Source organism: Anaerotruncus colihominis, from assembly GCF_010206195.1.
Lineage (GTDB): Bacteria > Bacillota > Clostridia > Oscillospirales > Ruminococcaceae > Anaerotruncus > Anaerotruncus colihominis_A.
Window position 1 is genome coordinate 322,481 of record NZ_VIQT01000010.1, and the last position, 16,726, is coordinate 339,206.

The 16,726-nt window shown below is 54.7% G+C and carries 15 protein-coding genes, 1 other RNA gene and 1 pseudogene; 10 read left to right on the forward strand and 7 right to left on the reverse strand.

What is annotated here, in order from left to right:
• Nucleotides 1–121: 121 nt before the first annotated feature.
• The 7 genes and pseudogenes from FMM72_RS09395 (at nucleotide 122) to FMM72_RS09435 (ending at nucleotide 6,306) form a co-directional block, all read left to right on the forward strand.
• The gene (locus FMM72_RS09395; RefSeq protein ID WP_016227949.1) at nucleotides 122–580 is read left to right on the forward strand and encodes an RNA polymerase sigma factor; all 459 of its coding nucleotides are present in this window, start codon (nucleotides 122–124) and stop codon (nucleotides 578–580) included.
• The gene (locus tag FMM72_RS09400; RefSeq protein ID WP_022742174.1) at nucleotides 552–755 is read left to right on the forward strand and encodes a helix-turn-helix domain-containing protein; all 204 of its coding nucleotides are present in this window, start codon (nucleotides 552–554) and stop codon (nucleotides 753–755) included. The genes FMM72_RS09395 and FMM72_RS09400 overlap by 29 nt, the downstream gene beginning before the upstream one ends.
• Nucleotides 756–1,844: 1,089 nt before the next feature.
• Nucleotides 1,845–3,497 carry a sodium:solute symporter family transporter gene (locus FMM72_RS09410; protein ID WP_162221268.1) on the forward strand — a complete coding sequence of 551 codons (1,653 nt, stop codon included), beginning with the start codon at nucleotides 1,845–1,847 and terminating at the stop codon, nucleotides 3,495–3,497.
• Nucleotides 3,498–3,527: 30 nt separating this feature from the next.
• Nucleotides 3,528–4,007: a hypothetical protein gene (locus FMM72_RS09415; RefSeq protein ID WP_160210410.1), complete on the forward strand. Its 480-nt coding sequence runs from the start codon at nucleotides 3,528–3,530 to the stop codon at nucleotides 4,005–4,007.
• Nucleotides 3,994–4,524, forward strand: coding sequence for an MFS transporter (locus tag FMM72_RS09420; RefSeq protein WP_162221269.1), 531 nt, complete (start codon nucleotides 3,994–3,996; stop codon nucleotides 4,522–4,524). The genes FMM72_RS09415 and FMM72_RS09420 overlap by 14 nt, the downstream gene beginning before the upstream one ends.
• Nucleotides 4,525–4,636: 112 nt before the next feature.
• Nucleotides 4,637–5,545: pseudogene (locus FMM72_RS17535) on the forward strand (substrate-binding domain-containing protein).
• A 335-nt stretch (nucleotides 5,546–5,880) separates the two neighbouring features.
• On the forward strand, nucleotides 5,881–6,306 hold the full coding sequence (locus FMM72_RS09435) for a VOC family protein (RefSeq protein ID WP_162221272.1): 426 nt from the start codon (nucleotides 5,881–5,883) through the stop codon (nucleotides 6,304–6,306).
• 69 nt (nucleotides 6,307–6,375) lie between these two features.
• On the opposite strand, the gene rpoD is transcribed toward FMM72_RS09435, so the two are convergent.
• From rpoD to FMM72_RS09460, 5 genes are all read right to left on the reverse strand, one after another.
• Complete coding sequence (gene rpoD, locus FMM72_RS09440) at nucleotides 6,376–7,461, reverse strand: RNA polymerase sigma factor RpoD (protein WP_160210406.1); 1,086 nt, start codon at nucleotides 7,459–7,461, stop codon at nucleotides 6,376–6,378.
• Between the two features lie 83 nt (nucleotides 7,462–7,544).
• The gene (gene dnaG / locus FMM72_RS09445) at nucleotides 7,545–9,305 is read right to left on the reverse strand and encodes a DNA primase (protein WP_162221273.1); all 1,761 of its coding nucleotides are present in this window, start codon (nucleotides 9,303–9,305) and stop codon (nucleotides 7,545–7,547) included.
• A gap of 36 nt (nucleotides 9,306–9,341) precedes the next feature.
• Nucleotides 9,342–10,352 carry a deoxyguanosinetriphosphate triphosphohydrolase gene (locus FMM72_RS09450; protein WP_162221274.1) on the reverse strand — a complete coding sequence of 337 codons (1,011 nt, stop codon included), beginning with the start codon at nucleotides 10,350–10,352 and terminating at the stop codon, nucleotides 9,342–9,344.
• Between the two features lie 139 nt (nucleotides 10,353–10,491).
• Nucleotides 10,492–11,130 carry a YigZ family protein gene (locus FMM72_RS09455; RefSeq protein WP_180322907.1) on the reverse strand — a complete coding sequence of 213 codons (639 nt, stop codon included), beginning with the start codon at nucleotides 11,128–11,130 and terminating at the stop codon, nucleotides 10,492–10,494.
• A gap of 61 nt (nucleotides 11,131–11,191) precedes the next feature.
• On the reverse strand, nucleotides 11,192–12,256 hold the full coding sequence (locus FMM72_RS09460) for a branched-chain amino acid aminotransferase (protein ID WP_201758572.1): 1,065 nt from the start codon (nucleotides 12,254–12,256) through the stop codon (nucleotides 11,192–11,194).
• 372 nt (nucleotides 12,257–12,628) lie between these two features.
• On the opposite strand from FMM72_RS09460, the gene rnpB reads away from it, so the two are divergent.
• The 3 genes from rnpB (at nucleotide 12,629) to FMM72_RS09475 (ending at nucleotide 13,950) form a co-directional block, all read left to right on the forward strand.
• Nucleotides 12,629–12,960, forward strand: an RNA gene (rnpB, locus tag FMM72_RS09465) — RNase P RNA component class A.
• A gap of 154 nt (nucleotides 12,961–13,114) precedes the next feature.
• Nucleotides 13,115–13,378, forward strand: coding sequence for a pro-sigmaK processing inhibitor BofA family protein (locus FMM72_RS09470; protein ID WP_160210401.1), 264 nt, complete (start codon nucleotides 13,115–13,117; stop codon nucleotides 13,376–13,378).
• A 131-nt stretch (nucleotides 13,379–13,509) separates the two neighbouring features.
• Nucleotides 13,510–13,950 (forward strand): GNAT family N-acetyltransferase, encoded by a 441-nt coding sequence (locus FMM72_RS09475; protein ID WP_162221275.1) that lies wholly within the window; start codon nucleotides 13,510–13,512, stop codon nucleotides 13,948–13,950.
• Nucleotides 13,951–14,019: 69 nt separating this feature from the next.
• Here FMM72_RS09475 and secG read toward each other — a convergent pair whose 3' ends face one another.
• Both secG and FMM72_RS09485 read right to left on the reverse strand, forming a co-directional pair.
• Nucleotides 14,020–14,271 (reverse strand): preprotein translocase subunit SecG, encoded by a 252-nt coding sequence (secG, locus tag FMM72_RS09480; protein WP_055243940.1) that lies wholly within the window; start codon nucleotides 14,269–14,271, stop codon nucleotides 14,020–14,022.
• 211 nt (nucleotides 14,272–14,482) lie between these two features.
• A complete protein-coding gene (locus FMM72_RS09485) occupies nucleotides 14,483–16,720 on the reverse strand; it encodes a DNA gyrase subunit A (RefSeq protein WP_162221276.1) in 2,238 nt (745 codons plus the stop codon).
• Nucleotides 16,721–16,726 lie beyond the last annotated feature (6 nt).

Sequence of the window (16,726 nt, forward strand, 5' to 3'; positions counted from 1 at the left end):
ATTATTGGAACGGCTTCAGGAACCTGATAATCATGTATTACCCAAACACTCATGTGGCTTTATGTCGCATGGGCGTTTGTTGTAATAGCCCCCTACTGGGAAGAAAGGGGGTGATGAAAAAATGAGGTATTCTGAACAATTCATGGAGCATATCGAATATGCCTTTGCCGCCTTTTGCAGAACTGTTCTCCGTAACGCGGCAATCAGCGCATACCGCGATTTTGGACGGAAGCAGAAGCGGGAAGTATCGCTTGACTATCTGATGTCCGAAACGCACTTTGAGCCGTTCACGACAGACAATTACTTTGAGCAATACGACATTCCAACTGTTTTTGTTGTGAAAGGGCAGAAAATTGTTGTGGCAAGCAAACGGTTAGCGGACGCATTAGCCAGATTGCCAGAACAGCGGCGCGCTGTCCTGCTGATGTATTTCTTCCTCGGTTACACTGATACAGAAGTCGGGAACGAGTACGGGCGGAGCAGAAGCACAGCGAATTACTGGAAACACGCGGCATTAAAGCAGTTGAGAAAGGAATGGTTGAAATCAGAACATGAGGAGCAAGAAGCTGATACCCTTTGAAGTCATTGAAAAAGCTGTCGCTGGAGAACCGGAAGCCATAGATGCGGTATTGCGGCACTATGCCGGACATATCAAATACCTGTCTACCTATCGGGGACATATCAATGACGATATTCAAGACAGTCTGAAAGCACAGCTTATCAAAGCTATCCTGCAATTCCGTTTTGACAGGTAGGCAGTAGCAAAGCCAGAAAAAGCCGTCAAGGATAAAATGCACGCTTGCGCGTCCTTGACGGCTTTCCCTGTCTTTGCTGTTAGGCGGCTAAGAGAGCGTAAGCGGATAAACCGCTTACGCTCTCAATCCATTATGGAATGTGTTACGCGATAGAGTGCTTTTCTCGCTTGATTTAAGCGGCATTACAGCGGCGATAGGGGCAGGCACAATGGTTTTATACTCCCACCCTTAAAAATGGCGTTCTATTGCGTAACATAGCAAACGATATTTCTTTGTGTTGCTATTTCCATTCCATTCCTTTCCGGCGGCTCTGCCGCTTCTTTTGGAAAGGGATTAAGGGAAAGGAAAGGATAGGAATGGAATCGGTATTTGATTAAATCCGTATTTGGTTTTTCTTTAGTTATTTATATCTTTATTTAATTGCGTTGGATTTTCCAACGTAGGCTTTTCCAACATAGGGCAATCCGAGATAGGCGGTCTATGCTCCGCCGGATAATTACCGCGGTTTTGTTACGCAGTAGAAAGGCGTTTTTGAGGGAAAAGGTATAAATCCCTTGCCGCATGGGAAATGCGCCCACAAAGCCGCCTGTATCAATGCTTTTTAAGCCCCTACTGCGTAACAAGGGGCATGAAAAAAGCGGGCAAGAAACGCTTTGTTTCTCACTCGCCTTTTTCTGCACCCCGTATGACAGCTACCCTATTTCAGTTTGTTGGTTGATACTGTTTTATGAGTAGCTACCATTGAGGAGCCCTTTGTTCAAGAGTTCCTGTTCAACCCGGCGGAGGGACGCCTGTATCCCTATCATCTGCTGATCTGGAAAGACCGGATGCTTTTGCCCCGCGAGTTGGACCAATTCATCATCATGCAGCCGGAGCTGGAATTGAAAATCGTCCCCTTTGTTTCCGGAGGCTGAATGCTAAATTGCAAAAGGAGGTACCGCGTATGTTGGGTTTGCCAATGAACAGTTTTATTTTCTACATTGTGGTTCAGGTAGTCCAGATCGTCGGCGTCATCGGTTACGGAATATATTGGTTTAGCAAGTCCAAAAACGACACCAGCCGTTAGAGATGTATAAAGGGGGGTAATAAATGTTAGTCGTTATTATAGTGCTCTATTTTCTGTTGATGATCGCCATTGGCGTTATCGCTTCCAGACGGGTAAAAAGCTCGGAAGGTTTCCTGCTGGGCGGCAAGAGCTTTGGTCCCTGGTTTACCGCGTTTAAGTTCGCCGCCACGCTGGAGAGCGGAACCAAGCTGATCGGCACCCCTGGTATGGCGTTTGGCCTGGGTTATCCCGCGTTTTTACAGGGGATGTGGACACCTATCGCCTACTTTCTCTCCTTTAGGTGCTTTGGAGAACGTTTGAAAATCGCCTGTGAGCATTTCAAGGTGCTTACGGTTCCGCAGCTGCTGGAAAAGCGGTATGGCGGAAAGCATCTGCGTGTTCTGTCGGCCATAGCGATTCTGGTCGGCCTGGGCGGAAGCCTGATCGCACAGTTCAAGGCTTCCGGAGAAATTTTCTCCAGCATCTTTGGAACTACCTATCTCACCGGACTGATAGTCGGAGTTATTGTTGTCGGACTGTACAGCATCATCGGCGGATATACGGCCACGGTCTGGACCGACCTGATTCAGGGCATCGTCATGGTTTTCGGCGTCATCATCCTGTTGGTGGCAACAGTCCAAACGGCGTTCGGCTCTTTCCGTTTGGATTTTCTCGTTGAGATGAACCGCCGGCTGGCGGAAACCGCCCCGAATATGCTGGCGCTGGACGGTGGCGGCGGGATGCCAATTATCATGATCATTACCATGAGCGTCATCGGCTGCATCGTCGGCATCGCCCAGCCTCAGCAGGCTGTGGCTCTGTTCAGCATGCGTGATACCCGCGTCGCCAAAAGCGCCATGGTCATCGCCACGGTGTTCTCCAGCATCCTGATCTGGTGCCTGCTGCCCTCCGCTATGCTGGGCCGGCTGATTCTGGATCCCTCCACCGTCCCCAATTCAGACGCGGTTATGCCCATTCTGACACAAACGGTACTCCCGCCCACTATGGCCGGCCTGGTGATGGCGGCGGTGTTGTCCGCTATTATGTCCACAGTCAGCGGGCTGATTGTTGTGGCCGCCTCTGCGGTTTCCCATGATATTCTGGATCCCTCCACCGTCCCCAATTCAGACGCGGTTATGCCCATCCTGACACAAACGGTGCTCTCGCCCACTATGGCCGGCCTGGTGATGGCGGCGGTGTTGTCCGCTATTATGTCCACGGTCAGCGGGCTGATTGTTGTGGCCGCCTCTGCGGTTTCCCATGATATTATGGATATCGTCGCCCCCAAGGTGTATCACAAAAATCCGGTGGCCTGGGACAGGGCTGCGGCAGGCCTGATCGTTTTGATTTGCTTCCTGTTCGCGATCAACCCGCCCTCTATCATCTTCTGGATTGTACTGTTTGCTTTCGGCTTCACGGTGTTTACCTTTGTGATGCCGATGGTTGGCGTCGTCCTCTGGAAGAAAGCCACCTGCAAAGCGGTCACGATTCAAATGATCGTTACCATGATTCTGATCCCTGCGTGGCAGGCAATGACCACCGCCGGGATCACGAAAATCAGCGGGTTGACCGTGGGGATGATCGTTACCCCCATTTTATTCATTTTGATTTCGCTAACCACCAAAAACGGCAGCCAGGAGGATGTAGACTCCCTTTGGGAGGCCTATAAAACCGCGGGTGTATCCTCCTCTAAATAACTCAACCGGTAGAAAGGCAGGGTGAAATGCTTGCAGATACCTAATACGGGGCTCCAGTTCACCCCGGAACAGATACTGAAAAAATACAAACCCCTGCGGAAGGTACGGGTACCGCTTACGTTCTCCCTGCTCTACTATCCCTACTTTTTAACCAGTGTTACCGGGGCCATCAAGGGCCGGATTGTGAAAAAGCGATTCGTCCATGCGCAAATGGTGGTAAACGGCCTGAGCGGTAGAGTTTACAGACTGGCGAATCTGCCGGATATCGAAGAGGAAACCGTCTCAGAATCGGAACAGCCCTTCTTGGTCCAGCCGCCGGAAATCACCGCCTCCTACGCAGCGGCGCGCACGCAGGAGGCGGCGCTCCTAAACTGGAAACGCAAAGATGACCTCCGGGTCCTTTGCGGCCCTTGGGTCCATCTACTTCTATGTTTACATATTCATGCAAATTCCAGCGGGCATCCTCGCCGACACTTTGGGCGCCCGCAGGACGGTGATGGTCATCTATGAATTTGACAAAGTGGAGGCCAGCAAGTATACTCTTATTTGCGCCCTGTCCCTCGCGATCGCGTCGATTTTTGCCGGAAAGGTTTCCGATGTGCTCGGCCGGCGCAAGGTGGTAGTAGCCGCCGTCATGGCGAATCTGATCGGCTGGTTCCTTTTGGCAGGGCTTGGCGGAAAACGCCTCCCGACGGGGATCCTGGCGTTGAGCATGGTGTTGATCGGGGCTGGCTGTCCCGTCGTGGTTCTCTGCTTCTCTATTGTAAAGGAAGTAAACGCCCCGGAATATGTGGGAATTTCCACCTCAGTGGTCAATATTGTCGGCTTTGCCGGGGCCGCTATCCTTCCGGTAGTCGTCGGCAACGCCTTTGACAAGGTTTCTTCCCTCCCTGCGGATCCCGCTAATTGCAGCCGCGCATTCTTTATCTGCTTGATTTGCGCCGTAGTGGCTATGGCGGCGGTTTTCTTCACAAAAGAAACGAACTGCCACAATCTGAAAGCTCAATCGTCCCAGCAGAATGCCTGACTATAATCCCTGTGGTTCAGACGCTTTACTATGACACTTAAAAAGTTGATAAGGAGAAGCGAGCGAAATGAAGTCTAAGAAAAAATTGATTTGCATCCTTCTTGCGGTGTTTATGGTGATTGGTCTCTGCGCCTGCTCGCAAACCGCAGCCCCGTCCGCGTCCTCTTCCGCTCCCGCTACCGATCCTGCCCCCGCCCCGGAGTCTGCTCCCACTCCGGAGCAACCGTCCGGTTCTGAAGCGCCGGAGGTGGAAAACCCAGTCATCCGGTTATCAACCACCACTTCCGTAAACGATTCGGGGCTGCTCCCCTATTTGCAGCCTGTTTTTGAGGCGGATACCGGTTATAAGCTGGAGATCACTTCCGCCGGTACCGGCGCGGCCATTGAAAAAGGACGCACCGGCGATGCGGACGCCCTTCTGGTTCACGCAAAGGCTTCGGAGGAGGAGTTCATCTCCGAAGGCTTTGCCAAAGAGCGCATTCCCTTCATGTATAACTTTTTTGTCCTGGTTGGCCCTGCGGATGACCCGGTTGGGGTGAAGGATTGCACCAGCGCCTCCGAGGCGTTCCAGGCTATTGCGAATGCCGGACAAAAATTCATCTCCTGAGGGGATGAAAGCGGCACGCATAAGGCGGAGCTGAAAATCTGGGATAAGGCCGAAATTGATCCCGCCGGACAAAGCTGGTATGTCTCAGCCGGCCAGGGGATGGGCGCCTGTCTCAGCATGGCGGCCGAGGAACAGGCGTATGTCCTTACCGACAAGGCCACTTATCTGGCCCATGAAAAACGCGCGTCGCTTTCTCTGCTGGAGGAGGCGATCATTTCCTACTGGCAGAACACAGGCTGTACCCTTCTCTTTTCCACACACTCGCTGGCGCAAGCCTATCGCCTTGCAGACCAAGTTCTTCTCTTTTCTCACGGGCGCATTGTCGAATCAGGTCCAATCAAACAGGTTTTGACCTCGCCAGTCAGTTCAGAAGGACAGGAGTTCCTGAAATATTGGACGCCTAAAGGCGCGTGACACATTTCGCCTCCCCATATACAACCCAGCCCCGGCGGCAGAAACCGCCGGGGCTTTTGCGTATTTTTGTGTATAGAGCCCTTCCCCCAAAAACCGCGTGATATCCGGCGTTATGACTGTCTGCAAAAACGAGATCATCAAACGCAATGGCATCCACGGCATACCGGATTAAATTCACGGATACTCACTGAATCCTTGAATCTGATAAGCCAATATGATATGATTGAATCACGCTGGACGCGACGCGGCCGTCTGGAGGCTGTTTGAAAAATCGAAACTACGGCCTTTTTCTACAAGCCCTCCTCCAGTAACAATACAGTATGGGAGATTTTTATATGGCCGATGAGCTGAAAATCAAATTATATGCGTTTACATTGGATTGCAGGGACCCGTATAAATTAGCAAAATTTTATGCGGCGCTTCTCGGTTGGGAAATCGCGTTTCACGATGGAGAATTCGCGTGTGTCGGCGCGCCAGGAAAGGCGCAGGGAGCGTACCCCGGCATCATGTTCCAAAGAGATCCCGCGTATGAGCCGCCCATCTGGCCGCAAACACCTGGAACGCAGCAGCAGATGGCGCATTTGGATTTTGCCGTTGACGACTTAGAGCAGGCGGTCCGGCACGCCGTCTCATGCGGGGCAAGGCCCGCGGAGAAGCAGTTTTCCGACGGCTGGCGCGTTATGCTCGATCCCGCCGGCCATCCGTTCTGCCTGTGCTCCATGAAGCCGATTATTGACAGTCCGGAATTTGCGCTTTTATAAAAGGTCCGGTGCTGTCAAATGAACTGCATAGCCAGAAAAAAAGCCCCGCCGCAGCGGGGCTTTTTTTGATCAATCGAGAAAATCCTTCAGCTTTTTGCTGCGTGATGGATGGCGCAGCTTGCGCAGCGCCTTCGCTTCGATCTGGCGGATCCGTTCACGCGTGACGTTAAACTCCCGGCCAACCTCCTCAAGCGTGCGGCTGCGGCCGTCCTCGAGGCCGAAGCGCAGGCGGAGCACCTTTTCCTCGCGCGGCGTCAATGTCTGGAGAACCTCAGAAAGCTGTTCGCGCAGCAGCGTATGGGACGCGGCCGTATCGGGCGCCGGCGCGTCCTCGTCGGGAATAAAGTCGCCCAGATGGCTGTCCTCCTCCTCGCCGATCGGCGTTTCAAGCGAGACCGGCTCCTGCGCCACGCGCATGATCTCGCGCACTTTGTCCACCGGCATGTCAAGTTCCGCTGAAATCTCCTCCGCAGTCGGTTCATGACCGTTTTTGTGCAGCAGAAGCGACGAAACCTTCTTTACCTTGTTGATCGTCTCAACCATATGCACCGGGATACGGATGGTCCGCGCCTGATCGGCAATGGCGCGTGTGATCGCCTGGCGAATCCACCAGGTCGCATAGGTGGAAAATTTGAACCCCTTTGTATGGTCGAACTTCTCGACGGCCTTGATCAATCCGAGATTGCCCTCCTGAATCAGGTCAAGAAACTGCATCCCGCGTCCGACATAACGCTTGGCGATGCTGACAACCAGACGCAGATTTGCCTCGGAAAGCCGTTTGCGCGCGTCAATGTCGCCCTGCGCCATGCGCACGGCCAGATCGATCTCCTCGTCGGCCGACAGAAGCGGCACACGGCCGATCTCCTTGAGATAGACCTTGACCGGGTCGTCGATATTGATGCCCTCAGCCGCGAGCGCAACATCGAGGTCAGCGCCCTTTCCCAGGTCCTTGAAATCCTCCTCAACGGGCGTAACCATGTCCTCGATGATCTCAATATTGTTTTGTTCAAGCAGGTCATACATTTTATCGACCTGTTCAACGTCGTAATCCAGCTCCTCCAGAGCGTCGCTGATCTCCTTTGTCGTCAGTTTCCCCTTGGCCTTTCCGCTCTCCAAAAGCTCCTTCAAGATCGCCTTTTTTTCCTGTACACCCATTGATGCGGTCCCCCTATTATCAATCCTGTTGCCTGTTTTCCACGAAAGCCAGCCGCATCCTTCGGACACAGCGGAGCCTCTGTTTACTTCTTTTTGGACGCCAAAGCGGCTATGTACGCCTTCAGATCGTCGTCCGTCATGGCAGCCACTTCATCCTGTGATTTAACTGTTTTGAAGCTGAGTAATGTATCGATATAGCTGTCAAGATCCTCTGGGCCAAAGGCAAGGCCAGAGATGGAATTAAGCAGCCCGGCCGCTGCGGCCATCTGCTCCTCGTCGAGCTGTGCGGAAAGCAGCGGCAGCTCCGCCGACTGTCCCGCGGCCAGACGCTCAAACAGGGCCTTTGCAATTGAACGGTTGCGGTCCGTCACAAAGTCTTCAAGCCCGATACGCTGCGCCGCACGTTCATAATAATCGGGATTCTTCATCAGAATCGCCAAAATCTTATCCTCGGCAAGCGCGAACCGGATAAAACGCGCCCGCTGCGGATCGCGCCGCTGCTCGGCAGGCCCGGACTCGCTGTAAACGCGCAGCTGAGAGGCGTCGCCCCGGCGGCGTTTGGCGGCGCGCTTCTGTTCATATTTAAGCTGCGTTTCAATCGCATTTTTAGCCACTTCAAGCTCCGCCGCCGTCTTTGAAACATACACGTCGCGCTCAACGGCGTTCGGCACCGAAGCCATCAGCGCGGCAAATTCGCGCAGGAACGCAACCTTGCCCTCGGCGGTGTCACAGTCATATTTTCTCCGCAGCTTTTCAATCTCATACTCCGTCGCGTTCGACGCCCCCGCCAGCAACAGCGAAAAACGCTCGGCGCCAAACTTTTTGATGTATTCGTCCGGATCCTTGGCGCCGGCCATTGAGAGAATACGGATTTTCACCCCCGTCTCCCCGAGCAGCGCAACGGCGCGCTTTGTCGCCGCCTGACCCGGCCCGTCGGAATCATATGATAAAACAACCTCCTGCGCGTACTGCGCGATCAACCGCGACTGCTCCGACGTCAGCGCCGTTCCAAGCGTGGCGACGGCATTGTTAAAGCCCGCCTGGTGCATCGCGATCACATCCATATATCCTTCGCAGAGAATCAGGCCGCCGCGCTTCGACGCCTTTGCAAAATTGAGTGCAAACAGGTTGCGGCTTTTTTTGAACACGGGCGTATCGGAGGAGTTGAGATACTTCGGGCCGCGCGCATCGCCCATGACGCGGCCCCCGAAGCCGATCACATTGCCGCGCAGATCGATAATCGGAAAAATCACCCTTCCCCGGAACTGATCGTACAGTCCTCCGTTTCTGCCGCGCGCCGCCACAGCGGCCGCCAGCAGTTCCTCGTTCTGGTACCCCTGCGCGCGCAGGAATTTAACGGCGCCGTCCCATGCCTCAGGCGCATATCCCAGCCCGAAATGTGTGATTGTGCGGTTTGTCAGCCCGCGTCCATGCAGATAGTCAAGCCCCGGCTTTCCCGCAGGGCTTTTCAGGCAATCGTGAAAATGCCGCGCCAGCGCCCGGTTGAGCGCATAAACACGCATCTTCAGTTTCGCCGCGCCGTCGTCCGCGACCTCCTCCGGCATCGCCATACCGGCGCGCTGCGCCAAGAAACGGACCGCCTCGACGTATTCAAGGTTTTCAATCTTGCGGATAAATGTGATCACATCGCCGCCCGCACCGCAACCAAAGCAATAAAACGACTGGTTGTCCGGATATACGGTAAACGACGGCGACTTCTCCGAATGGAACGGGCACAGCCCGTTGGCAATCCGGCCGCGCCGCTTTAAGCGGACATAGGAGGACACCACCTGCTCGATGTCGCTGTTATTTTTTAATTCCTGCAAGAACAGATCGGATATCAAATAAACGGTCCTCCTTTCTGAAATGGCGCGGCGCGCTCACAGGGACCACGGCTTTGGTACAAACAGATTTTCATATGTAGCGACCGCGAATCGGTCCGACATACCCGATATATAATCGCAGGCGGCGCGCGGCGCGCCCTCGCCTTCCAAAATGTCCTGGTATTCTCCCGGCAGCGCCTGCGGATGCTCTGTAAAATACCCATACAGGCTTTTGACCACGTTCTCCGCCTTGCCCTCCTCGCCCTTGGCCGTGGGGTTCAGGTACACCGCTTCATACATAAACGAATTGAACTGGGCAAACGCTTCGCCAATCTGCTCATCCATACAGATATCGTCCGTGCTGTGGCCGATCAGCGAGGTGATCAGCGTCGTGATGCGCTGTGACTTCGTTCGTCCAAGCGTATACTTGATTGTCCATGGAATATCGTCGTCATACAGTACCCGTGCGCGCAGCGCATCCTCAAGATCGTGGTTGAGATAGGCGATCTTGTCCGCAAAATAGACGATTCGCCCTTCAAGCGTGGCTGCGCGTCCTTCCGGCGAAGGGTTGGAATAGGAATGGCAGGCGATGCCGTTGCGTACCTCCCAGGTCAGATTCAGCCCCGCGCCGCCCTTCTCCAGACGGTCTGCGACGCGTACGCTCTGCTGCGCGTGTGAAAAACCATGCGGGCAAACCTCCCGCAGCGCCCGTTCGCCCGCGTGCCCAAAGGGCGTATGCCCCAGATCGTGGCCAAGCGCGATCGCCTCGGTCAGCTCCTCATTCAGCCGCAGCGCGACCGCAAGCGTCTTTGCGATCTGGTTGACCTCAAGCGTATGCGTCAGACGCGTGCGGTAATGATCGCTCTCCGGCGACAAAAACACCTGCGTCTTATGCATCAATCTGCGAAACGCTTTGCAGTGGATGATTCGGTCGCGGTCTCGCGCAAACGGCGTGCGGATCGGGCATTTTTCTTCCGAACGGGCGCGTCCGCGCGAGTGCTGCGACAGGCAGGCGTACTCCGATAAAATCTGCGCCTGCAAAACCTGCGTCTGCTCGCAGATGGTCATGGCGCGCGCCTCCTTTCCCAGCAGATTTTTGCCCGTTTTGATTGTATGTTCTAATATATTATACTCCGCAAATAAAAAAATTCCTGCCTGAAGCAAAAATTTCTTGCAAAAGGCAGGAACTTACAAAATCTGATTTTTTTCACGGGATGCAGTCATACCGGCGGTCCTCCACACATGCCGCCACCCGGCCCGCCGTCAGCTCCGCGAGGTCCTTTTGAAACGCTTCGACCCGATTCGCCTTCATCAGAACGCTCAGTGTTACATCCGCCGCGAAATCTGATCCCAGCGTGCGGGCGCCGTATTTTGCGAGCAACCGTTCAATGCGGCCGTACTGGTCATATGAAAACACTGCCGACAGCTCGGCGCATTCGCTCATAATCATGCGCTCGGACGCGTCGACCGCCAGCTTGGCAGCGTGTGAATATGCGCGCACAAGGCCTCCCGCGCCGAGCAGCACGCCGCCGAAATAACGTGTGACAACGGCTACAACATCAACCAATCCCTCACGCAGGAGCACCTCGAGCACCGGCACGCCCGCTGTTCCCTGCGGCTCGCCGTCGTCCGAATAGCGGCGCGTCTGTCCCTCGCGCAGAATATATGCATAGACGTTGTGCGACGCGTCCCAGTGGAGCGCCTTTTTTTCGGAGACAAAGGCCGCCGCTTCCTCCTCGGTACACACCGGCGCGATATATCCGATAAAGCGGGAGCGCCTTTCGACAAATTCATCGGATGCCGCCGCCCGAATCGTTGTATATTCCTCCATGCCGTCACCTCGCATTCAATCAAAGCCCGCCCGCCTGTATAACGGGCGAGCGGGCTTTCTGACTACTGGAAACTGTTCAGCAGCAGGGCGTGATCCAACCAAACGGATCGGGGATACGGCCCCACTGGATATCGGTCAGCGTATCATACAGCTTTTGGCTGACAGGACCGATCTTATTTTCATTGATGATCGTGGTGATATCGCCACATTTCAGCTCACCGATCGGGGAGATGACCGCAGCGGTGCCGGTGCCCCAGGCCTCGTCCAGCTTGCCGGCCCTGGCCGCCTGCTCAAGCTCATGGATGGAGAGTTTGCGTTCGGACACCTTCATCCCCCAGGACTCCAAAAGCTGGATCACGGATTTGCGCGTGATGCCCGGCAATATTGACCCGTCAAGCTCCGGCGTAACAATCTCGCCGTCGATCTTAAAGAACACATTCATCGAGCCGACTTCTTCGACATACTTGCGCTCAACGCCGTCAAGCCAAAGAACCTGCGAATAGCCCTGCTTTTCGGCCTCCTCCTGTGCGATCAGGGAAGCTGCGTAATTTCCGCCCGTTTTGTAAGCGCCCATGCCGCCGCGCGACGCGCGGACATATTTCGTCTCGACATAGATACGCACCGGGTTGATACCGCCCGCATAATAGGCGCCTGACGGCGAAAGAATGACACAATAGATATAATGTGTCGACGGATGCACGCCCAGGACCTCCTGGTTGGCGATCACGAAGGGGCGGATATACAGCGACGTTCCCGGCGCGGAGGGGACCCAATCTTTGTCGATTGTAACAAGCTGCCTGAGCCCTTCCATCAGAAGCTCCTCGTCAAGCTTCGGCACAACCATACGTTCGCAGGAGGTGTTCAGGCGTTTAAAGTTCTGACCAGGGCGGAAGAACTGGATTTTTCCCTCGGCGGTACGATACGCCTTCATGCCCTCAAAAATTTCCTGCGCATAATGAAAGCACGATGACGACGGATCCATCGGAATCGGCCCATATGGCACAATGCGCGGATCATGCCACCCCTGATCGGCGGTATAATCCATTAGGAACATGTGGTCAGTAAAGATATGGCCAAAGCCGAGATTATTTTCGTCGGGCTTGGCCTTGGGATGGTCGGTCAGCATGACCTTGATCTCCATCATATCGAACACTCCTTTATTGATTGCGTCCATTGTATTATAAAATTTTTTTCAATCATAGCATGGATATACTGTATTGTCAAAAATTTTACCACAATTTCGGCGTCTTGAACAAACCAGGCTGCGGCTTGGAAAATACCGCACAGCAATTTTACAAGCTATCAATTTAACGCACTATATTGACAAAACAAGAGTCCTTGTTTCTGTTCCCTTCTTTTTTATTATACGGAACAAATTGCAACAATGCAATACAAATATTGCAGTTTTTTAGATTTTTCCTCCGAATTCACATGGATTGCAAGGCTATTTTGCAGGAGAAAAATCTTCTGTTGACGCCCAGGCCCAATTTATAGTACAATGAAACATGTATAGAGAGCGGGCCGGACGGCGGCGCGCCCCATGGGCGTGAGGAAAGTCCGGGCTTCACAGGGCGGGATACCTGCTAACGGCAGGCCGGGGCGACCCGAGGGAAAGTGCAACAGAAAGATACCGCCGCGCTTTTGCGGTAAGGATGGAAAGGCGAGGTAAGAGCTCACCGGAATGCGGGCAACCGCATTGCCATGTAAACCCTATCCGAAGCAACGCCAACTGGGACAATGCGGCTGCCCGCCGGGTCCCGAAAGGCGGCTGGAGCCGCGCGGCGACGCGCGGCCAAGAAAGATCGTCGTCCACGACAGAACCCGGCTTACAGGCTCCCTCTCTATGCGCCTGCAAATCCAGACCGCCCCCATACAGGGCGGTCTTTTTGCATGTCCGCGCGCATATGCTTTTGACAGAAGCCCGCCTTAAAGCCGGAGCGCCGGATTTAAGGCGGCTGACATGCGGGCGGCTCAAGAGCCGCCCAGAGCGGAGGTATCAATGATGTCCCAATCCCTGCTGCTTGCCGCGGCTGGAGCCACGTGCATCGCCGTCCTGGTTGCGCTCTGGCGTTCCGGCAAATTTCTGCGCGCGCTTCTTTTCTCCGCCGTCACCGGCAACCTGGCGCTGTTCAGCGTCGCCTATCTCAGCGCCTTTACCGGCGTCACAATCGTTCCCGGCCCCATATCTGTTTCAATTGCAACCATTCTCGGAATTCCCGGCGTCATTCTGATGCTGGCGCTGCGGTTGATTTTCCAGGTATGACAGCGTATAATGGAACAGTAAAATTAACGCGCACGCCGGACCGAAGCAAACCGCACGTCCAAAGCATAGCTGCCGCCAACGATGCGGCCATGCCCTGTGCAGCCGGTTGGCGGCGCTTTTGGAGGACGTTTATGGAAATCCGCTTCTTAAACGGCAGGGACGATCTTTCCGACGCCTTTTTCGTCCGCGACGAGGTATTCACAAAGGAACAGGGCTTCACAATCCCGGATGCGGACGCATTCGACGCCATTTCTGATCATATGATCGTCTATATTGACGGCAAGCCGGCCGCGACCGGGCGCGTTTACCGTGATGAACACGGTGCGTTTCATATTGGGCGTATCGCCGTTTTAAAGCAGTATCGCGGCCGTCAGCTCGGCCGTCTGTTGATGGATCGCCTCGAAGCCGCCGCCTGTGAACAGGGCGCCGAAAAAATTGTGCTTGGCGCGCAGCTTTATGCTGTGCCCTTCTATGAAAAATGCGGCTTCGCTGGCACGGGCGAGCGCTTCTTCGAGGAATTCTGCGAGCATGAAACGCTTGTCAAAACCGTCACGCCCTTTTGCCGCACGTAAGCCCTCCTGCCGGAACACGCGGCGTATTAAAAAAGGCTTCCGCCGTGGCGGAAGCCTTTTTAATCTGTATTACTTGAGCGCGGCGCTGATAAAATAGACAGCCAGCGTCACGACCATAAAAACGATGCCAAAATATTTTGTGACACGCACCAAAGTCGCCTGAAAGCTTCTGTTTTTGTTTTTGCCCAGATAAGACGACTCATTGGAGCCGGCCAGCGCGTTTAAAGCGCCCTGCTTGCCCTCCTGAAGCATAGCTGACACAATCACAATCACAGCGGCCACCAGAAGGATGACGCCGCCGATCACTTCAATCACACCCATATTTTCAACCTCCGATTCCATCGTACCCAAATAGATAACAGATAAAATTATAACAGATTACAGCGGCAATTGCAACCCGTTTGGAAAATTTTTGCCGCGTGTATGTTTTCTGCGGGGATGCGTATACTAAGCTTGGTTTTTACCTCGAACCTTGCGTTTGCACGGGGATAAAACCCGAGCCGGACGGCCTCTGCCGTCCGGCTTTTGTTTTTTATCCAAGCGTGAGCTGCTCCCCGGCGTCCTCCGCGCGGGGCAGCGCGCCGGCAGCCGGCAGCGTCTTGGTGCGGAACCGATGGGGATTTGCTACCATCCCCTCCTCAAACGGGCGCACCTGCTCGACAAAATTGTTCTTTTTCAGTGTCATCACGGCGACGCCCTGCGTCGAACGCGTCGTCTTGGCAGCGACCGCACCCGTATGCACGATCAACATGCGCCCGGCCGACGAGGTCAAAAGATACTCCGCATCCTGCGCCAACTGGAAAATTCCGGCCAGCGGCGCCGCCATGCTGTAAGCGCCGACAAGCTTTTTACGGTTTGTTTTTGTCGCGTATCCGGCCAGGTCGACCTTGGCGGCCTTGCCATTTTGGAAAACGAACAGCATATACCCGGCATAGTCGGCTGTCACCGCCATATAAACGGCGCTCTCGCCCTCGTCCATGCCAAGGCGCGCCGGGATATAATCGCCCATCACGCTTGCCTTTGTATCGTCAAAATCGCTTGCTTTGGCCTTGTAGACCTGCCCGCGGTCGGTGAAGAACAGCAGATCGCTGTTGTTGGTCGCCTCCGCCGCCTGCGTGATCGCGTCGCCCTCCTTGAGCTTATGCTCGCCGCTCATGCGCAGCGATTGCGGCGTGATCTTTTTAAAATAACCCTCACGCGTAAAAAACAGATGAACGGCGTAATCCGGCGCCGGCTCCTCCCCTGCTTCATCCTCGCCCTCCGTTGGATAATAAAGCAGGCTCCGGCGCGGCTTTGCATACTTCTTTCCGACAGTTTCCAGCTCGGAAATAATGATCGCGCGGATTTTTTCGCGGTGCTCCAAAATCGATTCCATCTCCGCGATGTCCTCGCGAAGCTGGCCGATTTCCTCCGTGCGCTTGAGAATATGCTCCCGGTTGAGCTGGCGCAGACGGATCTCCGCGACATACTCGGCCTGCATCTCGTCGATACCAAAGCCAATCATCAGGTTCGGCACAACTTCGCGTTCCTCCTGCGTCTCCCGCACAATCCGCACGGCCTTATCGATATCAAGCAGAATCTTGGACAGGCCCTCCAGCAGATGCAGCTTTTCCTTTTTCTTGTTCAGCTGGCGGAACACGCGCCGGCGCACACATTCACTTCTAAACGCCGCCCATTCCTCGATCAGCGTGCGCACGCCGCAGACGCGCGGCATCCCGCCGATCAAAACGTTAAAGTTGCAGGAGAACGAATCCTCCAGAGGCGTCAGCTTAAAGAGCCGCTGCATCAGGCGGTCAGGGTCGACGCCGCGCTTGAGATCAAAGGTCAGCTTCAGCCCATTTAAATCCGTCTCATCGCGCATATCCGAGATCTCGCGGATCTTACCCGCCTTCACCAGGTCGACCACCTTGTCCATGATCGCCTCGACGGTCGCTGTCGGCGGGATTTCTGTAACATCGATACAGTTGTTGGCGCGGTCATACGTATAGCGCGCGCGCACGCGGATACCGCCGCGCCCTGTGTCGTAAATCCGGCGGAGCGCCTGTTCGTCATAGACGATATAGCCGCCGCCCGGGAAATCGGGCGCGTGCAGCGTCTCAAGCAGGTCATGCTCCGAATTTTTCAGCACCGCGATCGTTGTCTCGCAGACCTCTGCGAGATTAAACGGGCAGATCGAGCTGGCCATGCCGACGGCAATACCGATGTTGGAGTTGACAAGCACCGATGGGAACGTCACCGGAAACAGCGTCGGTTCCTTCATCGTATTGTCGTAGTTATCGACCATATCGACGGTGTCCTCGTCGATGTCGCGGAACAGCTCGTTTGCGATCGGATCGAGCTTGACCTCCGTGTAGCGCGAGGCGGCGTAGGCCATGTCGCGGCTGTACGCCTTGCCGAAGTTTCCCTTGCTGTCGACATACGGATGCAAAAGCGCCTCGCAGCCGCGCGACATGCGCACAAGCGTCTCATAAATCGCCTGGTCGCCGTGGGGGTTGAGCTTCATCGTCGCGCCGACGACATTGGCCGACTTTGTGCGCGCCCCAGTGAGCAGGCCCATCTTATACATTGTGTAGAGCAGCTTGCGGTGCGACGGTTTAAAGCCGTCGATCTCCGGGATGGCGCGCGAAACAATGACGCTCATCGCATACGGCATGTAATTTTCCTCAAGCGTCGATACGATCGGCTGCTCGATCAGCACGCCGGCATTTTCAATGACCGCCGACGTGTTCACACTTTTTTTCGGTTCTTTCTTTTGGCGTTTTGCTGCCATGTCTGC

Coding starts and splice junctions, on each gene's coding strand:
- FMM72_RS09395 (WP_016227949.1), top strand. CDS start 122: ATGAGGTATTCTGAACAATTCATGGAGCATATCGAATATGCCTTTGCC.
- FMM72_RS09400 (WP_022742174.1), top strand. CDS start 552: ATGAGGAGCAAGAAGCTGATACCCTTTGAAGTCATTGAAAAAGCTGTC.
- FMM72_RS09410 (WP_162221268.1), top strand. CDS start 1,845: ATGTTAGTCGTTATTATAGTGCTCTATTTTCTGTTGATGATCGCCATT.
- FMM72_RS09420 (WP_162221269.1), top strand. CDS start 3,994: ATGGTCATCTATGAATTTGACAAAGTGGAGGCCAGCAAGTATACTCTT.
- FMM72_RS09435 (WP_162221272.1), top strand. CDS start 5,881: ATGGCCGATGAGCTGAAAATCAAATTATATGCGTTTACATTGGATTGC.
- rpoD (WP_160210406.1), bottom strand. CDS start 7,461: ATGGGTGTACAGGAAAAAAAGGCGATCTTGAAGGAGCTTTTGGAGAGC.
- FMM72_RS09450 (WP_162221274.1), bottom strand. CDS start 10,352: ATGACCATCTGCGAGCAGACGCAGGTTTTGCAGGCGCAGATTTTATCG.
- FMM72_RS09455 (WP_180322907.1), bottom strand. CDS start 11,130: ATGCGAGGTGACGGCATGGAGGAATATACAACGATTCGGGCGGCGGCA.
- FMM72_RS09460 (WP_201758572.1), bottom strand. CDS start 12,256: ATGGAGATCAAGGTCATGCTGACCGACCATCCCAAGGCCAAGCCCGAC.
- FMM72_RS09470 (WP_160210401.1), top strand. CDS start 13,115: ATGATGTCCCAATCCCTGCTGCTTGCCGCGGCTGGAGCCACGTGCATC.
- FMM72_RS09475 (WP_162221275.1), top strand. CDS start 13,510: ATGGAAATCCGCTTCTTAAACGGCAGGGACGATCTTTCCGACGCCTTT.
- secG (WP_055243940.1), bottom strand. CDS start 14,271: ATGGGTGTGATTGAAGTGATCGGCGGCGTCATCCTTCTGGTGGCCGCT.
- FMM72_RS09485 (WP_162221276.1), bottom strand. CDS start 16,720: ATGGCAGCAAAACGCCAAAAGAAAGAACCGAAAAAAAGTGTGAACACG.